Source organism: Micromonospora sp. DT231, from assembly GCF_049847025.1.
GTDB lineage: Bacteria > Actinomycetota > Actinomycetes > Mycobacteriales > Micromonosporaceae > Micromonospora.
Genome location: NZ_JBNCNO010000010.1, coordinates 207,650 through 225,007, shown reverse-complemented (window position 1 = coordinate 225,007; position 17,358 = coordinate 207,650). Strand labels below are relative to the sequence as shown.

Annotated in this window: 21 protein-coding genes; 1 reads left to right on the top strand and 20 read right to left on the bottom strand. The window is 73.9% G+C overall.

Annotated features, from left to right (window positions below; translation table 11 throughout):
- Positions 1 to 3 precede the first annotated feature (3 nt).
- The 12 genes from hisF to hisD form a co-directional block, all read right to left on the bottom strand.
- On the bottom strand, positions 4 to 771 hold the full coding sequence (hisF, locus tag ACPXBU_RS24665) for an imidazole glycerol phosphate synthase subunit HisF (protein WP_425759834.1): 768 nt from the start codon (positions 769 to 771) through the stop codon (positions 4 to 6).
- 76 nt (positions 772 to 847) lie between these two features.
- Complete coding sequence (locus tag ACPXBU_RS24660) at positions 848 to 1,843, bottom strand: NADP-dependent oxidoreductase (protein ID WP_425759833.1); 996 nt, start codon at positions 1,841 to 1,843, stop codon at positions 848 to 850.
- A gap of 46 nt (positions 1,844 to 1,889) precedes the next feature.
- Positions 1,890 to 2,321 carry an organic hydroperoxide resistance protein gene (locus tag ACPXBU_RS24655; RefSeq protein WP_393363316.1) on the bottom strand — a complete coding sequence of 144 codons (432 nt, stop codon included), beginning with the start codon at positions 2,319 to 2,321 and terminating at the stop codon, positions 1,890 to 1,892.
- Between the two features lie 5 nt (positions 2,322 to 2,326).
- Positions 2,327 to 2,773, bottom strand: coding sequence for a MarR family winged helix-turn-helix transcriptional regulator (locus tag ACPXBU_RS24650; RefSeq protein WP_393363319.1), 447 nt, complete (start codon positions 2,771 to 2,773; stop codon positions 2,327 to 2,329).
- A gap of 80 nt (positions 2,774 to 2,853) precedes the next feature.
- Positions 2,854 to 3,243: a RidA family protein gene (locus ACPXBU_RS24645; protein ID WP_393363322.1), complete on the bottom strand. Its 390-nt coding sequence runs from the start codon at positions 3,241 to 3,243 to the stop codon at positions 2,854 to 2,856.
- Positions 3,240 to 3,965 (bottom strand): bifunctional 1-(5-phosphoribosyl)-5-((5-phosphoribosylamino)methylideneamino)imidazole-4-carboxamide isomerase/phosphoribosylanthranilate isomerase PriA, encoded by a 726-nt coding sequence (gene priA, locus ACPXBU_RS24640; RefSeq protein ID WP_393363325.1) that lies wholly within the window; start codon positions 3,963 to 3,965, stop codon positions 3,240 to 3,242. Before priA ends, ACPXBU_RS24645 begins: the two co-directional genes overlap by 4 nt.
- 14 nt (positions 3,966 to 3,979) lie before the next feature.
- A complete protein-coding gene (locus ACPXBU_RS24635; RefSeq protein ID WP_393364505.1) occupies positions 3,980 to 4,303 on the bottom strand; it encodes a hypothetical protein in 324 nt (107 codons plus the stop codon).
- Between the two features lie 36 nt (positions 4,304 to 4,339).
- Complete coding sequence (gene hisH, locus ACPXBU_RS24630) at positions 4,340 to 4,972, bottom strand: imidazole glycerol phosphate synthase subunit HisH (RefSeq protein ID WP_425759832.1); 633 nt, start codon at positions 4,970 to 4,972, stop codon at positions 4,340 to 4,342.
- The gene (locus ACPXBU_RS24625; protein WP_393363331.1) at positions 4,969 to 5,142 is read right to left on the bottom strand and encodes a hypothetical protein; all 174 of its coding nucleotides are present in this window, start codon (positions 5,140 to 5,142) and stop codon (positions 4,969 to 4,971) included. Before ACPXBU_RS24625 ends, hisH begins: the two co-directional genes overlap by 4 nt.
- Positions 5,142 to 5,753 (bottom strand): imidazoleglycerol-phosphate dehydratase HisB, encoded by a 612-nt coding sequence (hisB, locus tag ACPXBU_RS24620; protein WP_425759831.1) that lies wholly within the window; start codon positions 5,751 to 5,753, stop codon positions 5,142 to 5,144. The genes ACPXBU_RS24625 and hisB overlap by 1 nt, the downstream gene beginning before the upstream one ends.
- Positions 5,750 to 6,841: a histidinol-phosphate transaminase gene (locus ACPXBU_RS24615; RefSeq protein WP_425759830.1), complete on the bottom strand. Its 1,092-nt coding sequence runs from the start codon at positions 6,839 to 6,841 to the stop codon at positions 5,750 to 5,752. Before ACPXBU_RS24615 ends, hisB begins: the two co-directional genes overlap by 4 nt.
- Complete coding sequence (gene hisD / locus ACPXBU_RS24610) at positions 6,838 to 8,160, bottom strand: histidinol dehydrogenase (RefSeq protein WP_425759829.1); 1,323 nt, start codon at positions 8,158 to 8,160, stop codon at positions 6,838 to 6,840. The genes ACPXBU_RS24615 and hisD overlap by 4 nt, the downstream gene beginning before the upstream one ends.
- Before the next feature lie 106 nt (positions 8,161 to 8,266).
- Between hisD and ACPXBU_RS24605 the strand changes: the two genes are divergently transcribed.
- The gene (locus ACPXBU_RS24605) at positions 8,267 to 8,971 is read left to right on the top strand and encodes an LON peptidase substrate-binding domain-containing protein (protein WP_425759828.1); all 705 of its coding nucleotides are present in this window, start codon (positions 8,267 to 8,269) and stop codon (positions 8,969 to 8,971) included.
- Here ACPXBU_RS24605 and ACPXBU_RS24600 read toward each other — a convergent pair.
- The 8 genes from ACPXBU_RS24600 to ACPXBU_RS24565 all read right to left on the bottom strand — a co-directional run bounded on the left by ACPXBU_RS24600 (position 8,886) and on the right by ACPXBU_RS24565 (position 16,915).
- Positions 8,886 to 9,632: a DUF2567 domain-containing protein gene (locus ACPXBU_RS24600; protein WP_425759865.1), complete on the bottom strand. Its 747-nt coding sequence runs from the start codon at positions 9,630 to 9,632 to the stop codon at positions 8,886 to 8,888. The genes ACPXBU_RS24605 and ACPXBU_RS24600 overlap by 86 nt on opposite strands.
- Positions 9,633 to 9,877: 245 nt before the next feature.
- Positions 9,878 to 11,650 carry an ATPase gene (locus ACPXBU_RS24595; RefSeq protein WP_425759827.1) on the bottom strand — a complete coding sequence of 591 codons (1,773 nt, stop codon included), beginning with the start codon at positions 11,648 to 11,650 and terminating at the stop codon, positions 9,878 to 9,880.
- Positions 11,651 to 11,745: 95 nt separating this feature from the next.
- Positions 11,746 to 12,777: a hypothetical protein gene (locus tag ACPXBU_RS24590; protein ID WP_425759826.1), complete on the bottom strand. Its 1,032-nt coding sequence runs from the start codon at positions 12,775 to 12,777 to the stop codon at positions 11,746 to 11,748.
- A gap of 42 nt (positions 12,778 to 12,819) precedes the next feature.
- Positions 12,820 to 13,764 (bottom strand): RluA family pseudouridine synthase, encoded by a 945-nt coding sequence (locus ACPXBU_RS24585; RefSeq protein ID WP_425759825.1) that lies wholly within the window; start codon positions 13,762 to 13,764, stop codon positions 12,820 to 12,822.
- Positions 13,761 to 14,375, bottom strand: a complete 615-nt coding sequence (gene lspA / locus ACPXBU_RS24580; RefSeq protein ID WP_425759824.1) for a signal peptidase II — start codon at positions 14,373 to 14,375, stop codon at positions 13,761 to 13,763. Before lspA ends, ACPXBU_RS24585 begins: the two co-directional genes overlap by 4 nt.
- Positions 14,376 to 14,440: 65 nt before the next feature.
- On the bottom strand, positions 14,441 to 14,860 hold the full coding sequence (locus ACPXBU_RS24575) for a TraR/DksA family transcriptional regulator (RefSeq protein WP_124770807.1): 420 nt from the start codon (positions 14,858 to 14,860) through the stop codon (positions 14,441 to 14,443).
- 227 nt (positions 14,861 to 15,087) lie between these two features.
- Positions 15,088 to 16,587 (bottom strand): potassium/proton antiporter, encoded by a 1,500-nt coding sequence (locus ACPXBU_RS24570; protein ID WP_425759823.1) that lies wholly within the window; start codon positions 16,585 to 16,587, stop codon positions 15,088 to 15,090.
- Positions 16,588 to 16,609: 22 nt separating this feature from the next.
- Positions 16,610 to 16,915: a DUF167 domain-containing protein gene (locus tag ACPXBU_RS24565; protein ID WP_425759822.1), complete on the bottom strand. Its 306-nt coding sequence runs from the start codon at positions 16,913 to 16,915 to the stop codon at positions 16,610 to 16,612.
- Positions 16,916 to 17,358 lie beyond the last annotated feature (443 nt).

Below are 17,358 nucleotides of genomic sequence, written 5' to 3'. Positions count from 1 at the left end.
CGCTCAGCGCACCGGGTGGCCGCTGTGTCGCAGCGCGTCCTTGACCTCGGCCACGGTCAGCTCGCCGAAGTGGAAGACGCTCGCGGCGAGCACCGCGTCCGCGCCCGCGCCGATCGCGGGCGGGAAGTGGGCCACCTCGCCGGCGCCCCCGCTGGCCACCACCGGCACGTCCACCACCGCCCGCACCGCGGCGATCAGCTCCAGGTCGAAGCCGGCCTTGGTGCCGTCGGCGTCCATCGAGTTGAGCAGGATCTCCCCCGCGCCCAGCTCGGCGCCCCGCTGCGCCCACCGCACCGCGTCGATGCCGGTGCCCCGCCGGCCGCCGTGCGTGGTGACCTCGAAGCCGCTGGGCGTGCCGCCGCCGGGCGACCGACGCACGTCGAGGGAGAGCACAAGCACCTGCCGGCCGAACCGGTCGGCTATCTCGGCGATCAGCTCCGGCCGGGCGATGGCGGCGGTGTTCACGCCGACCTTGTCCGCGCCGGCGCGCAGCAGCGTGTCGACATCGGCGACCTGGCGGACACCGCCACCGACGGTCAGTGGGATGAACACCGACTCGGCGGTGCGGCGCACCACGTCGAGCATGGTGCCCCGGTCGCTGGAGGACGCGGTGACGTCGAGGAAGGTCAGCTCGTCGGCGCCGGCCCGGTCGTACGCGGCGGCCAACTCCACCGGGTCGCCGGCATCGCGCAGGTCGAGGAAGTTGACACCCTTGACCACCCGCCCGGCGTCCACGTCGAGACAGGGGATCACCCGTACCGCCACCGTCATGCCGCGAGCCTATCGCCCGCACGCGCGGCGACGACCGGCCGGTGCGGCCGGTCACCGCCGCGCGTCGGGTCGGGACTCACACCTTGACGAGCATCTTGCCGAGGTTCTCGCCGCGCAGCAGGCCGAGGAACGCCGCCGGGGCGTTCTCGATGCCGTCGACGATCGTCTCGTCGTAGGACAGCGTGCCGTCGCGCAGCCAGCCGGCGACGTCGCGGACGAAAGCCGCCCGCATGTCGTTGTGATCGTTGACCAGGAAGCCGCGCAGGGTGAGCCGCTTGCCGATGACGAGTGCCAGGTTGCGCGGCGCGGCGGGCGGCTCGGTGTCGTTGTACTGGGCGATCATGCCGCAGATGGCGGCCCGGCCGTGCAGGTTCATGGCCGAGATCGCCGCCTCCAGGTGGTCGCCCCCGACGTTGTCGAAGTAGACGTCGACGCCGTCCGGGGCCGCGCTACGCAGCGACTCGCGGACCCCGTCGTGGTAGTCGAAGGCCGCGTCGAAGCCCAGCGCCCGCAGCCGCTCGACCTTGGCCGGCGAGCCGGCGCTGCCGATGACCCGGCCGGCGCCCTTGAGCTTGGCGATCTGGCCGACCAGGCTGCCGACCGCGCCGGCCGCGGCGGAGACGAAGACCGTCTCGCCAGGCTTCATGGCGGCGACCCCCAACAGCCCGGCGTACGCGGTCAGCCCGGTCATGCCGAGCACGCTCAGGTACGCGCTGACCGGCGCGACGCTCGTGTCGACCGGCCGGGCGGCGCTGGCGTCGAGCAGCGCGTACTCCCGCCAGCCGAGCCCGTGCAGGACTGTGGTGCCGACGGCGGTGCCCGGCGCCTCGCTGGCCACCACCTCGCCGATCGCGGCACCGTCGAGCGGCGCGTCGAGCGCGAACGGCGCGACGTACGACTTGACGTCGTTCATCCGCCCCCGCATGTACGGGTCGACGGACAGGTACTGGTTGCGGACCACGATCTCGCCCGGTCCGGGCTTCGGAATGTCGGTGTCGACGATCCGGAAGGTGTCCTCGGTGGGCCAGCCCTCGGGGCGGCTGGCCAGGTGGATCTCACGATTGCCGGTCACGTGGTGTCGTCCTCTCGTCCGCGGGTGGGGGCCTGGAGCCGCGCGGTCACGCGGCCAGGGTCTCGCGGACGGTCAGCGCGACGTCGATGTTGCCGCGGGTGGCGTTGGAGTACGGGCAGACCTGGTGGGCCTGCTCGACGATCTGCTCGGCGGTCTCGCGGGAGACGGCGGGCAGGTCGACGACGAGCCGCACGGTGAGCCCGAAACCGCCGCTGCCGTTCGGGCCGATGCCCACCTCCGCGGCGACGACGGAGTCGCTCACGTCGGCCTTGGCCCGGCGGCCCACGAGCCGCAGCGCGCTGTGGAAGCAGGCCGCGTAGCCGGCGGCGAAGAGCTGCTCGGGGTTGGCGGCCCCACCGGCGCCGCCCATCTCCTTCGGCACGGCCAGGTCGAGCGCCAGGGTGCCGTCGGAGGTCTCGACGCGGCCGTCGCGGCCGTCGCCGCTGGCGGTCGCGGACGCGGTGTAGAGAACCTGCATGAGAGTCACTGCTCCTTCTGTCGGTGGATGGTCTCGGTGACCCGGGTGAGGGTGTCGCGCAGCGCGACCAGCTCGCCGAGGCCCAGCCCGGTGGCCTGCGCGATACGCAGCGGGACGTCGCAGACCCGCTCGCGCAGCGCCCGGCCCTGCTCGGTGAGGCCGACCTCGACCCGCCGCTCGTCGCGGGCCGACCGCCGCCGGGCCACCAGACCCGCCCCCTCCAGCCGCTTGAGCAGCGGGGAGAGCGTGCCGGAGTCCAGTCGCAGCTCGGCGCCCAACTCGGACACCGTGGGGGCGTCGTCGGGGCGCTCCCAGAGCACCAGCAGCACCAGGTACTGCGGGTAGGTCAGCCCGACCTCGTCGAGGATCGGCCGGTAGACGTCGGTCAGGGCGCGCGACGCGGCGTAGAGCGCGAAGCACACCTGCCGGCGCAGCACCAGGTCATCGGTCACCGCATAACCGTAGCCCACAATTAAGTTGTGCACAACTTATCGGGCCGGGAGGCGGCCAGCGTCGCGCTCACCCGGCGACCTCAGCGATCGCCGAGGTACGCCTCCAACTCCACCTCGACCAGATGCTCCGGGTCCAGCAGCCCGGCCACCACCACCAGCGTCGCCGCCGGCCGGACCGCGCCGAAGACCACGTTGTGCGCCCGGCCCACCTCGTCGGCGTGCCGCCGGTCGGTCACGTACATCCTGGTCCGGACCACGTCACCCGGCTCCGCACCCACCTCGGCCAGCGCGTCCAACCCGATCCGCAGCGCCTGAGCGGTCTGCGCGGCGGCATCACCGACGTGCACCACCCGGCCATCCACCGTCGCGGTGCAGCCGGACGTGAAGGCCCGATCGCCGGCCCGGACCACCCGCGAGTAGCCGTAGATCCGCTCCCACGGGCCACCCGAGGAGAGCCGGGTGACAGTCACACCTCGGCCAGGGTCCGCAGCGCCTCGGCCACCGTGAAGGCACCCGCGTAGAGCGCCTTACCGGCGATCACGCCCTCCACCCCGATCGGCTCCAGGGTCGCCAACGCCCGCAGGTCGTCGAGCGTGGACACCCCGCCGGAGGCGATCACCGGCCGGTCGGTGCGGGCGCACACCTCGCGCAACAGGTCCAGGTTCGGACCGCGCATCGTGCCGTCCTTGGTGATGTCGGTGACCACGTACCGGCTCGCGCCCGCCTTGTCCAGCCGCTCCAGCACCTCGTAGAGGTCGCCGCCGTCGCGCGTCCAACCCCGCGCGGAGAGGGTGTGGCCGCGTACGTCCAACCCGATGGCCACCCGGTCGCCGTACTCCCCCACCACCCGGTCACACCACACCGGGTCCTCCAGGGCCGCGGTGCCGATGTTCACCCGGGCCGCCCCGGTGCCCAACGCCGCGCGCAGCGACTCGTCGTCACGGATGCCGCCGGAGAGCTCCACCTTGACGTCCAGTTGGCGCACCACCTCGGCGAGAAGGTGCGCGTTCGTGCCCCGACCGAACGCCGCGTCCAGGTCGACCAGGTGGATCCACTCGGCGCCGTCCTGCTGCCAGGCCAGTGCCGCGTCCAGCGGCTCGCCATAGTGGCTCTCGCTTCCGACGGCGCCCTGCACGAGCCGGACGGCCCGGCCGTCGGCGACATCCACGGCGGGTAACAGAGTGAGGCTCAACGTCTTCTCCTCGATCAGGTACGGCGGTCCAGGGCGATCACGACGATCGCCGGCAGTACGAGCAGCAACAACACGATCAGCGCGATCCGCAACGCCAGGTTGTCGACGAACGACCAGATCAGAATCAGCGCCGCGCCGGTGAGCAGCACGATGGCGGCTCGCTCACCCCGGCTGTGCCGGGCCAGCCGCCCGGAACGGCCGCGTCGCAACCGTGGGGTCAACCGGCGGACCACCGCGCGACGACGCTGCCGGCGCGCCACCCGACGCTGCCGAGCCGCCCGCTCCCGGGCCTGCTCCGCCTCCCGCTCCGCCCGCCGGCGAGCCCGTTCCCGGCTCACCGCGACGCCCTCGAATCGGGCGTCGGGCAACGACGCTCAGCCACCGGTGGGCAGCGTGGCGAGCCAGTTGCGCAGCAGCGCGGCACCGGTGTCGGCGGACTTCTCCGGATGGAACTGGGCCGCCGAGAGCGGCCCCCGCTCCACCGCGGCGACGAAATCCGTGTCGTGCCGCGCGGTGGTCACCACGGCGCCGGCGGCGGCCAACGCCGCCGGGTCGCCCATCGCGTACGAGTGGACGAAGTAGAACCGGCTCTGCGCGGTCAGCCCCGCGAAGAGCACCGACTCCTCGGGCGCCCGGACCGTGTTCCAGCCCATGTGCGGCAGCCTGGTGGCGGCCAGTCGGGTCACCCCGCCGGGCAGCAACCCCAGCCCCTTGGTCACCACCCCGTGCTCGTCGCCGTGCTCGAAGAGCACCTGCATGCCCACACAGATGCCGAGCACCGGCCGGCCGGCGGCGATCCGCTCGGCGATCACCGGGCCCGCGCCGAGCGCCTCGATCCCGGCCATGCACGCGGCGTACGCGCCCACCCCCGGCACCACCAGACCATCGGCGGCGGCAGCGGCGGCCAGGTCGTCGGTCACCCGGACGTCCGCGCCGGCGGCGGCCAGCGCCCGCTCCGCCGAGCGCAGGTTGCCCGAGCCGTAGTCGAGCACCACCACGGCGCTCACGCGTCGCCCCCCGGCAACAGCCGGAGCACCCCGGCGACCGTGGCGAGCGCCGCGAGCACCGCGGTGACGAACACCGCCGCCTTCGGCGCGCCCTGGCGGTACAGCGACCAGGCGCCGCCGACAAGCACCCCGGCCAGGATCAGCAGCAGCGTCGGCAACGCGGCGCCCATCAGAGCGCGCCCTTCGTGCTCGGGATCGCGCCCGCCGCGCGGGGATCGATCGCGGTCGCCTCGCGCAACGCCCGGGAAACGGCCTTGAACTGGGCCTCCACCACGTGGTGCGCGTCCGGGTGGCCACCCGGCCGGGCCGCCCGCAGCACGTCGACGTGCAACGTGACCCGGGCCGCCTGACCGAAGGACTCCCAGATGTGCCGGGTCATGCTCGTCGCGTAGACCGGCCCGATGTACGGGGCCAGCGCCGGCTCGTCGTGCACCACGTACGGCCGGCCGGACAGGTCCACCGCGGCCCGGACCAGCACCTCGTCCATCGGCACCGTCGCCGAGCCGTACCGCCGGATGCCCGCCTTGTCGCCAAGCGCCTGGTCGAACGCGGCGCCCAGGGCCAGGGCGGTGTCCTCGATCGTGTGGTGCGCGTCGATCTCCAGGTCGCCCACCGTGCGGACGGTCAGGTCGAAGCCGCCGTGCCGGGCGATCTGGTTCAGCATGTGGTCGTAGAAGCCGACCCCGGTGCTGATCTCGGCGGTGCCGTTACCGTCGAGGTCGATCTCGACGAGAACCTTTGTCTCCTTGGTGATCCGCTCCACCCGGGCGGTCCGGCTCATTGCGCTGTCTCCATTGCAGAAAGGAAGGCATCGGTCTCGGCCGAGGTGCCCGCGGTCACCCGCAGCCAGCCGGGCAGGCCCACGTCGCGGACCAGCACCCCCTGCGCCAGCAGGGCATGCCAGACGGTGGTCTGGTCGCCGCCCACCTCGAAGAGCACGAAATTGGCGTCGCTGTCGGCGACCCGCAACCCACGCTCGCGCAGCGTCGCCACGATCCGGTCCCGCTGCACCATGATCGCGCTCACCGTACCGAGGAGGGTGTCGCGGTGGGTCACCGCCGCACGGGCGGCAGCCTGGGTGAGCGTGGACAGATGATACGGCAGTCGGACGAGCTGCACCGCCTGCACCACCGCCGGGTCCGCGGCCAGGTAACCCAGCCGCCCGCCGGCGAAGCCGAACGCCTTGCTCATCGTCCTGGTGACCACCAACCGGGGGTGGCCGGGCAGCACCGCGAGGGCACTGACCGTCCCGGGGCGGGCGAACTCGGCGTACGCCTCGTCCACGACCACCATGCCGGGCGCGACGTCCAGCACCGCCGCGATCACCGCCGGGTCCAGTGCCGTGCCGGTGGGGTTGTTCGGAGAGCAGAGGAAGACCACGTCGGGTCGGTGCTCGCGGACCTGGGCGACCGCCTCCCCGACGGTCAGACCGAAGTCGACGCCGCGCCGCGCGGGCACCCACCGGGTGCCGGTGCCGAGGGCCAGCAGCGGGTGCATCGAGTACGCCGGGACGAAGCCGAGCGCGCTGCGCCCCGGCCCGCCGAACGCCTGCAGGAGCTGCTGCTGGATCTCGTTGGAGCCGTTGGCGGCCCACACCTGATCGACGGTGAGCCCGTGCCCGAGATATTCGGCCAGGTCGGCGCGGAGCGCCACCGCGTCCCGGTCCGGATAGCGGTTCAACTCCCGCAGCTCGGCCGCGAGCGCCTTGCTGATCGCCTCGACCACCGGCTCCGGCACCGGGTGGGAGTTCTCGTTGGTGTTGAGCCGCACCGGCACGTCCAACTGCGGCGCGCCGTACGGCGAGAGCCCGCGCAGGTCGTCGCGGATCGGCAGGTCGTCCAGGCCGGTTCGCTCGCTGCGCTCGCTCACGCCGACGCTCCCGGGAAACGGGCCTGGACCGCCTGGCCGTGCGCGGGCAGGTCCTCGACTCCGGCCAGGGTGACCACGTGTGGGGCCACCTCACGCAGAGCGGCCTCGGTGTATTCGATCAGGTGCACGCCGCGCAGGAACGACTGGACCGACAACCCGGAGGAGTGCCGGGCGCAGCCGCCGGTGGGCAGCACGTGGTTGGACCCGGCGCAGTAGTCGCCGAGCGACACCGGCGACCAGGCGCCCACGAAGATCGCCCCCGCGTTGCGGACCCGCAGCGCCCACTCCCGGGCGTCGACCGTCTGGATCTCCAGGTGCTCGGCCGCGTACGCGTCGACCACCCGCAACCCCGCCTCCAGGTCGTCCACCAGGACCACGCCGCTCTGCTGGCCGGTCAGCGCGGTGGTGACCCGCTCGGCGTGCTTGGTCGCCGGCACCTGCCGGGCCAACTCCCGCTCGACCGACTCGACGAGCGTCAGCGACGGGGTGACGAGCACGCTCGCGGCGAGCGGGTCGTGCTCGGCCTGACTGATCAGGTCGGCGGCGACGTGCGCCGGGTCGGCCGTGTCGTCGGCCAGGATGGCGATCTCGGTCGGCCCGGCCTCGGCGTCGATGCCGACCACGCCGCGCAGCAACCGCTTGGCGGCGGTCACCCAGATGTTGCCGGGGCCGGTGATCAGGTCGACCGGGTCGCACCGCAGCTCACCCAACGGGTCGACCGCCGCGCCGTACGCCAGCATCGCCACCGCCTGGGCCCCGCCCACGGCGTACACCTCGTCGACGCCGAGCAACGCGCACGCGGCGAGCACCCGGGCGTCGGGCAGACCGCCGTTGTCCTTCTGCGGCGGGCTGGCCACCACCAGCGACCGCACACCGGCCGCCTGGGCCGGCACGACGTTCATCACCACTGTCGACGGGTACATCGCCAGGCCGCCGGGCACGTAGAGGCCGACCCGGTCGACCGGCAGCCAGCGCTCGGTGACCGTGCCGCCGGGCACCACCTGCGTGGTGTGGTCGGTGCGCCGCTGGTCGTCGTGCACCCTGCGGGCTCGGGCGATCGACTCCAGCAGCGCGGCGCGCACGGCCGGGTCGAGCACCCCCTCGGCCTCGGCGATCGCCTCGACCGGCACCCGCAGCACCTCCGGGGAGATGCCGTCGAAGCGCTCGCTGGCCTCCCGGATCGCCGGGTAGCCATGCTCGCGGACCGCCTCCACCAGCGGGCGGATCCGCTCGACGGCAACCGAGACGTCGAGCTGGGCACGGGGCAGCAGGCGGCGCGGGTCACCGAGACCGTCGCGCAGGTCGATCCGATTCAGCACCCTTGGGAGTCTAGGCGGCCGGCGCGGAGCGCACCCGAGCCGCCCGACCGCCGGGACGGTGAGCCGGGCCACGCCCCCGGGGGCGAGATTGGTTAGGCTCGACCATGTGACCGCACGGCTGCCGGTGTTCCCGCTCGCAACAGTGCTCTTTCCCGGGTTGGTGCTGCCGCTGCACATCTTCGAGGATCGCTACCGGGCGCTGGTGCGGCACCTGGTCGACCTGCCCGAGGGTGCTCCGCGTGAGTTCGGCGTGGTGGCCATCCAGTCCGGCTGGGAGGTCGCGCCCGCCGGTCCCGGCGCCCGCTCCACGCCGGGCGGCGGTGACGTCACCCTGCACGAGGTGGGCTGCACCGCCGAGCTGCGCCAGGTGACCGAGCTGGCCGATGGGGGCTTCGACATCGTCACGGTCGGCCGGCGTCGCTTCCGGATCGCCGAGGTCGACGACACCGTCGCGCCCTACCTGACCGCCGACGTGGAGTGGTTGCCCGACCCGGCCGGGCCGGACGAGGTGGCCGAGCTGCTGGCCGCCCGGGTGATCGCGGTGTTCCGGCAGTACCTGGGCCTGATCCGCTCCGATCCGGAGGAGATCTCCGAGCAACTGCCGGAGGACCCGACGGTGCTCTCCCACCTGGTGGCGGCGACCGCGGCACTCACCGTCGACGACCGCCAGCGGCTGCTGGCCATCGACGACACCGCCGCCCGGCTCCGTGCCGAGCTGCGGCTGCTCAACCGCGAGGCGGCTCTGCTTCGTCAGGTGCGGGCGGTGCCGGTGCCGCTGTCGGAGTTGGCGTCCCCGCCGACACCCAACTGAACCCCGCCGGGTCCGGCTCCGGGCGCAGCCCCGGCCACCGCGACCAGCCGGCCAGCAGGGTGTACAGGATCGCGGCGCCGAACGCCGGCAGCAGCAGGTTTCCGTGCGGCACCGGCAGCACGCCGAGCACCCAGTCGATCCCACCGGCCCGCAGGTCGGCCGGCTTGGTGAAGGCCTGCCCGGCCGGGGCGGTGGCCAGCAGCCGGTCGAAGGTGGCCAGGCCGACCCGCCTACCCACCTGCCAGGCCACCGGTGCGGCGACCAACGCGCCGAGCACCGCGGCGAGCAGCCCCACCGGGCCGCGCCGCCGCCGCAGCACGAACCACAGGGCGAGCGCGACAAGCAGCCCGAAGCCGAGCCCGAGCAGGCTGAACCACCCGTCGGCGGCGATCGGCTGCTCCGGTTGCGGGTCGGCGTAGATCGCCCCCTCGACGGTCTTGACCACCGGCGTGTCCGGCGCGAGCGCGGCCCAGAGCAGGCCGAACGGCACACCCAGCACGGCGAGCGCGAGCACCGTGCCCAGCACCGTCACCACGGCGCGCAGCGGACGGCGCGGCTCGTCGAAGCTCAGCTCCAGAGAGCTCTGGTACGCCCCCGGAAAGGCACCACCGGACGGCTGCTCACCCACGGCCGGCGGCTCGACGGACGGCGGCGCACTCACGGACGGCGGCTCGGCGGACGGCGGCTCGGCTGCCGACGACTCACTCGCGGATGGCGGCTCGCTTACGGACGGCGGCGCACCGACGGGCGGCGGCTCGGCGGTCGGCGGTGTCGTGCCCGACGCTCGGGGCGGCGTGGACTGGTCGGGCTCGTCGACGGGCCGCTCACGGTCGGGGTTGTCCGGGCTCACCCGATGATCCTCTCAGGCCCGGTGTGGGGCCGGGGCCCCGGTGGCGACAGACCAGCTCACCGGGCGAACGGCTCCACCATCATGGCCGCCGCGCGCAGCCACGCCTGCCGGGTCTCCGGCTGGAGCTGGTGGTACTCGATCGACGACCCGGTCTCCAGCGCCGGGTCGTACGGCACCACCGCCACCCCCCGGGTACGGGTGGCGAAGTGCCGCTCCAGGTCGTCCTGCAGGGGCGAGCGGCCCGAGGTCGGGCAGGAGATCAGGGTGATGGCGTTGTCCGCCAGCTCGCCCATGCCCTCCTCGTGCAGCAGGTCGAGCATCCAGTCGGCGCTGAACGCCGCGTCCTCGCGGGGGACGGTCGTCACCACCAGCTGATCCGCGGCCTGCATCACGGTGCGCCAGTTGGGGCTCTCCACGTTGTTGCCGGTGTCCACGCAGACCACGTCGTGGGTGCGCCGCAGCAACTCCAACACCCGCCGGACGGTGAACTGGTCCAGTCGCTGGGCGAAGCGCGGGCTCTCCTCGCCGGCCAGCACGTCGTACGAGCCGTCGGAGGCGTGCCGCAGGTAGTCGTCGAGCCGACCCAGCAGGGTCGAGTCCTCCAGGATCTCGATGTGGGCCAGGTCGCTGACCAGGTGCCGGATCGTCCGGGCGTGCCGGGCGCTGCCGGCGCGCAGTCCGAGGGTGCCGCGCAGCTCGTTGTCGTCCCAGGCCAGTACGCCCTTCCCGCGCACGCTGCCGACGGTGGCCGCGGCGAGCACGGTCGCGGTGGTCTTGTGCACCCCGCCCTTGGGGTTGGCGAAGGCGAACACCCGGGGCGTGCCCAGGTCGCGGCGGAGCACCCCGTTGGCCCGCTCCAGCTCCGGGTCGGCGCCCTGCGAGCGCCACTCGACCCGGGCCGGGTAGGCGCGTTCGGAGACCGCCGAGCCGACGGACGGGGTGGTCGGAGGCGCGACCGGCGGGGTGACCGGGGGTGCGACAGGTGGGGGTGGCGGCGCGGCCGCCGGGTAGCCGGTCTCCGGCTGGTAGCCGGTCTCCAACAGCGCGTACCGCGACTCCACCGGCGGGTCGCCCGGCCGGTAGCCGTTGTCCAGCAGCGCGTAGCGGGACTGGGCGGCCTCGGGCGCGCGGGGCGGCGGCTCGGGCTCGGCCCGGTACGCCGGTTCCGCCTGGTAGCCCGGCTCGGCGCGGTACGCCGGCTCGGCCCGGTAGTCCGGCTCCGCGCGGTAGCCCGGCTCCGGCTCCGCGCGATAGCCCGGCTCCGCCCGGTAACCCGGCTCGGCCCGGTACGCCGGATCCGCGCGGTAGTCCGGCTCGGCGCGATAGCCCGGTTCCGCGCGATAGGTCGGCTCGGCCCGGTAGTCCGGCTCGGCGCGATAGGTCGGCTCGGCCCGGTAGTCCGGCTCCGCCCGGTAGTCCGGCTCCGCGCGATAGGTCGGTTCAGCGCGGTACGCCGGTTCCGCCCGGTACGCCGGCTCGGAGCGGTACGCCGGCTCCGACCGGTAGTCCGGCTCGGCCCCGTAGGCGGGATCCGCCCGGTACGTCGGTTCAGCCCGATAGGCGGGGTCGACGCGGTAGGTCGCCTCGGCCCGGTAGGCGGGGTCCGCGCCGTACGACGAATCCGCCGGATGCCCGACGGCGGGCGCCCTCCCGGCGTGCCCGTTCGGGGCCGCACGTCGCGGCAGCGGGTCCGGCGGCGCCTCGTCGGCCCGCCGCTCCGGCTCGGTCTGCTCCGCGCCGCGACCGCCCAGCCGGGCGCGGTCCAACAACGCACGCCACCGCGGCGCTGGTTCGGCCGGCCGGCCCCAGCCGGTCTCACTGCCCTCCACGGCCCGCCCTCCCAGCACCATCGATCTTCGTCTGACAGGCTACGAAGCAAACCCTATTCGGACCACACCTCAGAACGCACACCAGCCGACGCAGATCACGACGGCGTGGGCGTCGGCGGCTCGCCGGCGTCGGTGACGTCCGGCGAGGTGGTGACGCTCGACGGGGGCGGCCCGGTGGGCTCCGGCGAGGACGGCACGGGTAACGGAATCGTCACGACGGGTGCGGGTTCCGACGATTCGCCCACCGACGCCGTGGGCGCCGGGGTGCGCGAGGCCGGCTCCGACCGCTGGGCTGGCGTCGGCTTCGGACTCGCTCCGGTGTCGGCGGGCGGGCGCACCACGTCACGCTGCTCCGGCAGGGGCGGCGTGAAGACCGTGCGGTCCAGCCGGTGAACCTCCGGGGCGGGGTCGACCGCCCGCACGTCCGGCCGGGCCGCCATGCCGCGCAACACCGCCGGCGCCGCTCGTACCACCGCCGCGTAGACGCAGGCGCAGCCGGTGCGGTACGCGGCCGCCTCGGCCGTCGCCACCTCGGCGCCGCTGACGTAGAGCGCGCGCAACTCCCGCTCGCTCTCGCCGTCGCCGTCGACAGCGGTGGCCCTGGCCCGGTAGTCCGCGGCCTCGGTCTCCTTGCGGGCCGCCACCTCGCCCATTCCGGCGACCACGTCGTCCGGCACCCGCAGCGCGGGAATCTTGACGATCTCGGTCTGCCGCCCCGGCAGCGGGACCCGCCCGAAGACCGTCGAGACCGGAACGTCGCCGAGCACCGTCGCCAGACGCTGCGGCGGCAGGTACGCGACGAGTGTGACGAGCGCGTAGGTCCCGTCCTCGGCGGCCGGGGGAGTCTCGGCGAGCGCGGCCAGGTCGGCGGCGGCGGACCGCAGGTAGCCGGGCACGGAGTCGCCGTCGGAGACTCCGACCCGGGTCACCTCGCCCACCGTCCGGTCGCCGAGCGGGGTCTCGTCGGCGGCCCAGAGCGCGGTGCCCAGCACCGCCGCCGCGGACAGCGCGGCCGCCCAGGTGAGCACCCCGGACCGGGTCGGCCGGTCGCCCATCCGGGTCACGGCCCGGGTCAGCGGCGGCAGCAACCGTTGGTCCAACTGCCGCAGCAGGTTGCCGGCGCGCACGGGCGGGATCCCCTCGTCGGATCGGTGTCGGGCGGTCGCCGCTCAGTCACGCAGGATCTGGAGCGCGCGGTCCAGATCGTCAGGGTAGTCGCTGACGAACCGGACCTCGTCCCCCGTTCGGGGGTGCAGGAAGCTCAGTTCGCGGGCGTGCAACCACTGTCGGGCCAGGCCGAGACGGGCCGAGAGGGTGGGGTCGGCACCGTAGGTCAGGTCACCCACGCACGGGTGCCGCATGGTCGAGAAGTGCACCCGGATCTGGTGGGTCCGGCCGGTCTCCAGTCGGACGTCGACGAGGCTGGCCGCCGGGAACGCCTCCAGGGTGTCGTAGTGGGTGATGCTCGGCTTACCACCGGAGACCACCGCCCAGCGGTAGTCGTGGGTGGGGTGCCTGTCGATCGGCGCGTCGACGGTGCCGCGCAGCGGGTCCAGGTGACCCTGCACCACCGCGTGGTAGCCCTTGTCCACCTCGCGGTACTTGAAGGCCCGCTTCAACGCCGTGTACGCGTGTTCGCTCTTGGCCACCGCCATGATCCCGGTGGTGCCGACGTCGAGCCGGTGCACCACGCCCTGCCGCTCGGCGGCGCCGCTCGTGGAGATGCGGTGCCCGATCGCGGCGAGGGCGCCGATCACCGTCGGACCGGTCCACCCGGGGCTGGGGTGCGCGGCCACCCCCACCGGCTTGTCGACCACCACGATGTCGTCGTCGGCGTAGACCACCCGTAGGCCGGGCACCGCCTGCGGCACCACTGTCGGCGGTGCGACCGGGGCGGGCAGGGTGACCTCCAGCCAGGAGCCGGCCTTGACCTTGTGCGAGTTGGCGCGGGAGGCGCCGTCGACAAGCGCGTCCCCGGCGTCGACAAGGGCCGCGGCGGCGGTGCGGGAGAGCCCGAAGAGCCGGGACACCGCCTGGTCCAGTCGCATGCCGTCGAGGCCGTCCGGGACCGGGAGGGAACGCTTGTCGCCGCCTGCGGCGAACGCGGAGGTCATGCCCGCTCCCGCTGGTCCGCGCCCTGGGTGGCGTCCGTCTCGACCGGGGCGCCGTCGCGCCCGGCCCGTCGACCGTCCCGCTGGCGGCCGGTCAACTCCAACAGCATGGCCAGCAGCACACCGCAGACCAGCGAGCTGTCGGCCAGGTTGAACACCGGCCAGACCTGGCCGTACGGGTCGAAGAGGCTGATCATGTCGACCACGTGCCCGTGGAAGGGCGCGGGGGCCCGGAAGATCCGATCGACGAGGTTGCCGAGCGCGCCGCCCAGCACCAGGCCGAGGCAGATCGCCCACGGCAGCGAGCGCAGGCGCAGGGCCATCCAGACGATCCAGCCGACCACACCGATGGTGATCAGCGGGAAGATCCAGGTGTGGTCCGCGCCGATGCTCCAGGCGGCGCCGCTGTTGCGGGTCAGGCTCAGGTAGACGGCCCCGCCGAGCAGCCGGACCGGCTCCCGGTCGGTCAACGCGGCGAGCGCGAGGTGCTTGGTGACCAGGTCGGCCAGCAGGGCCACCAGGGCGACTCCGGCGAGAATCGCGATGGCCCGGGGGCGACGTTTGTCGCCGCCCGGGTCGGTGCGGCCGGGTTCGGCGGACGGTGCTGCGGTCATGCGCTCCCCATCGAGGTGTCTCGGCGGTGATCGCTCACCGTCTCATCGCCGCCGGGGAGCGGACCTCAGCGCCGCTCCTCCAGCTGCTTGCACGTCACACACTGGGTGGCCGACGGGAAGGCGGCGAGGCGCTCGACCGGGATCGGGTTGCCGCACCGCTCGCACCAGCCGTAACCACCCTCGTCGAGACGCTCCAGAGCGCGCTCGACCTGCGTGATCCGTTCCAGAATGCTGTTGGCGAGGGAGATCTCCTGCTCCCGCTCGAGCGTCTTGGTGCCCGTGTCGGCCTGGTCGTCCCCGGCCGAGTCGGTCAGCCGATCGCGCTGCAGCTCGGTGATCTCACTCAGCGTCTGATCGTACTCGGCGCGAAGCTCGTCCCGCCGCGCCGCCAGCGCCGCCCGGATCTTCTCGGTCTCCGCGGTGCTGCGGGTGGCCTTGGCCACCGGCTTGCGCCCGGCGGTCCTGGTGTCGGCTGGCTTCGCCATGGGTCGCTCCCTCGGCCGCGGAGCCGCGTTGTCCGCGGCACCTGGTCAGGGGGCGTCAACCACGACGTCCCCTAGATGTACGAAAAGGGGCGCACGGCGACGATGGCCGCGCACTCCGGAGGTTGGCAAGAATACGGAACGTACAGGCGTCCGACAACGTGCCGCACCGTCGCACCGCTTAACTACCCCGAGCCCTGCCTAACTGGGGCAAAGGGAACGCTAGCAGGTCAACCGACCGCCTCATCCCCGTACTCGCCAAACCATCGGGCCAGCCGACCCCGCCGACTGACCGCCCGCAGCCGCCGTTCGGCCGCGTCGCGCACCCCGGCCGTCGCCACGATCAGCAGACTGTCGCCGGTCTTCAACCGGGTGCCCGGGCTGGGCACGAAACCCACCCCGTCCCGGAGCACCAGGGTGACCGACGCGCCCAGCGGAAGCCGCAACTCGTCGACGTGCACACCCGCCAACCGTGAGCCCGGCGGCACCTCCAACTGCAGCAGGTCCGCCCGCATCCGCTCCAGCGGCGCGGTCTCCAGATGGATCTCGGTGGCCTCCGCCGGCGCGGTCACCCGCAACCGGCGGGCGAACGGCCCCAGCGTGCCGGTCTGCACCAGCGTGAAGATCACCACCAGCACGAAGACCACGTCGAAGAGGCGCTCCGCGCCGGGCACCCGCTCGGAGAGCGGAATTGTCGCCAGCACGATCGGCACCGCCCCGCGCAGCCCGGCCCAGGACAGGAACGCCTGTTCCCGGAGGCCCACCCGGAACGGCAGCGCCGAGACGGCCACCGACAGCGGGCGGGCCAGCAGCACCAGGGCCAGCCCCGCGACCACCGCCGGCACCACCGCCGCGTCCAGCCGGCCCGGCGAGGCCAGCAACCCGAGCAACACGAACAACCCGATCTGGGCGAGCCACGCCAACCCGTCGGCGAAGCCGAGGATCGCCCGCCGGTGCGACAGCCGGGCATTGCCCAGCAGCACCCCGGCCACGTAGACGGCGAGGAAACCCGAGGCGTGCAACACCGCCCCCGCGGCGTACGCCAGCACGGTGATGCCCACCGCGGCGATCGGGTAGAGCCCGGCCGAGGGCAGCGCGGCCCGGCGCAGCGCCCAGATGCCGGCGACGCCCACGCCCACGCCCACCGCCGCGCCCACGCCCAGCTCGTAGCAGACCAGCAGGACCTCGTACCACCACGGGTGCGACCAGCCCTGGTGCGACAGCAGCACCACGAGCAGCACCACCGGGGCGTCGTTCATGCCCGACTCGGCCTCCAGCGTCGCCACCAGGCGGGGCGGCAGCCGCAGCCGGCGCAGGGTGGCGAAGACGGCCGCCGCGTCGGTGGACGAGAGCACCGCGCCGTAGAGCAGCGCCAACCGCCAGTCCAACCCCAGCAACAGGTGCACGGCGACACCGACCACCACGATGCTCACGACCACGCCGACAGTGGAGAGCGCCGACGCCAGCCCGAGCACCGGTCGCAGCGTGGACCACCGGGCGGTCAGACCGCCCTCCGCGATGATCACGATAAGCGCGCAGAAGCCGAGGGTACGGGTCAACTCGACGTCGTCGAAGTGGATGCCCAGCCCACTCTCGCCGATCGCCACGCCCAGCGCCAGATAGACCAGGAGGCTTGGCACACCCAGCCGGGTGGAGAGCCGCACCGCGCCGACGGCGACGAGCAGCACGGCCGCCCCCAGCAACAGCGCGATGTCGAAGCCGGGCGTCACGGCTGCCCGGCCTGGGCGTTCCTCACTCGGCGGATCCGTCGCGCAGTAGGCGCAGCGCCGCGGACAGCTCCGGGCTGGGCCGATCGACGAGGAAGAGCTTGTCCCGACTGGCCGCGCCGGCGCGTAGGGCGACCTCGGCCCGCCGGACACCCAGGGCAGCGGCGAGGGCCCGGCGAGCCGCCTCGGTCGCCCGACCGTCGACTGCCGGTTCGTGGACCGCGATCACGAGGGCGGGCCCGTGCGGGCCGTCGAAGCGGCCACCCACCCGGGCGGACGAGGCGCCGGGCTTCACGCGTACCGCCACGGTGAGCGTGTCCTGCGCGGGCACCGGGGGCCGCTTCAGATCGGCCGGGCGTCGGCGAGCAGGGCGGTGGCCGGCGCACAGGTCGCGCACGGGGTGAAACCGAGTTCGGCGGCCTCGGCGACCGGCAGCGTCTCGGGCACCCGGCCGGCGAGATGCGGGCAACTGGCGAGGTGGTAGCGGGGGTGGCCGTCCACCACCTCGACGGCGTCGGTCAGTCGCGCCACCCGGGCGGCCTCGGCGGGAGTGACCCGCTGCTCGGCGGGCTCGTCGGCGGCCGGGGCGCCGTGGCTCGGATCGTCGTCGGTCGACGGCGCGGGGCTGACCGGGCGGACCGGCGGGGACGTGTCGTCGGCCGGCGTCCCCAACGGCGGCCACTCTCCGAACGGGGGCGCGTCGTCGAGCCGCGCGTCGAAGCCCGGCACGTCGTCGGCCCGCCCGTCGAACGGGGACGCGTCGTCGGCCCGCCC

Coding starts and splice junctions, on each gene's coding strand:
- ACPXBU_RS24655 (WP_393363316.1), bottom strand. CDS start 2,321: ATGCAGGTTCTCTACACCGCGTCCGCGACCGCCAGCGGCGACGGCCGC.
- ACPXBU_RS24625 (WP_393363331.1), bottom strand. CDS start 5,142: ATGGGCGCCGCGTTGCCGACGCTGCTGCTGATCCTGGCCGGGGTGCTT.
- ACPXBU_RS24575 (WP_124770807.1), bottom strand. CDS start 14,860: ATGGCGAAGCCAGCCGACACCAGGACCGCCGGGCGCAAGCCGGTGGCC.
- lspA (WP_425759824.1), bottom strand. CDS start 14,375: ATGACCGCAGCACCGTCCGCCGAACCCGGCCGCACCGACCCGGGCGGC.
- hisB (WP_425759831.1), bottom strand. CDS start 5,753: ATGAGCCGGACCGCCCGGGTGGAGCGGATCACCAAGGAGACAAAGGTT.
- hisF (WP_425759834.1), bottom strand. CDS start 771: ATGACGGTGGCGGTACGGGTGATCCCCTGTCTCGACGTGGACGCCGGG.
- ACPXBU_RS24585 (WP_425759825.1), bottom strand. CDS start 13,764: ATGACCTCCGCGTTCGCCGCAGGCGGCGACAAGCGTTCCCTCCCGGTC.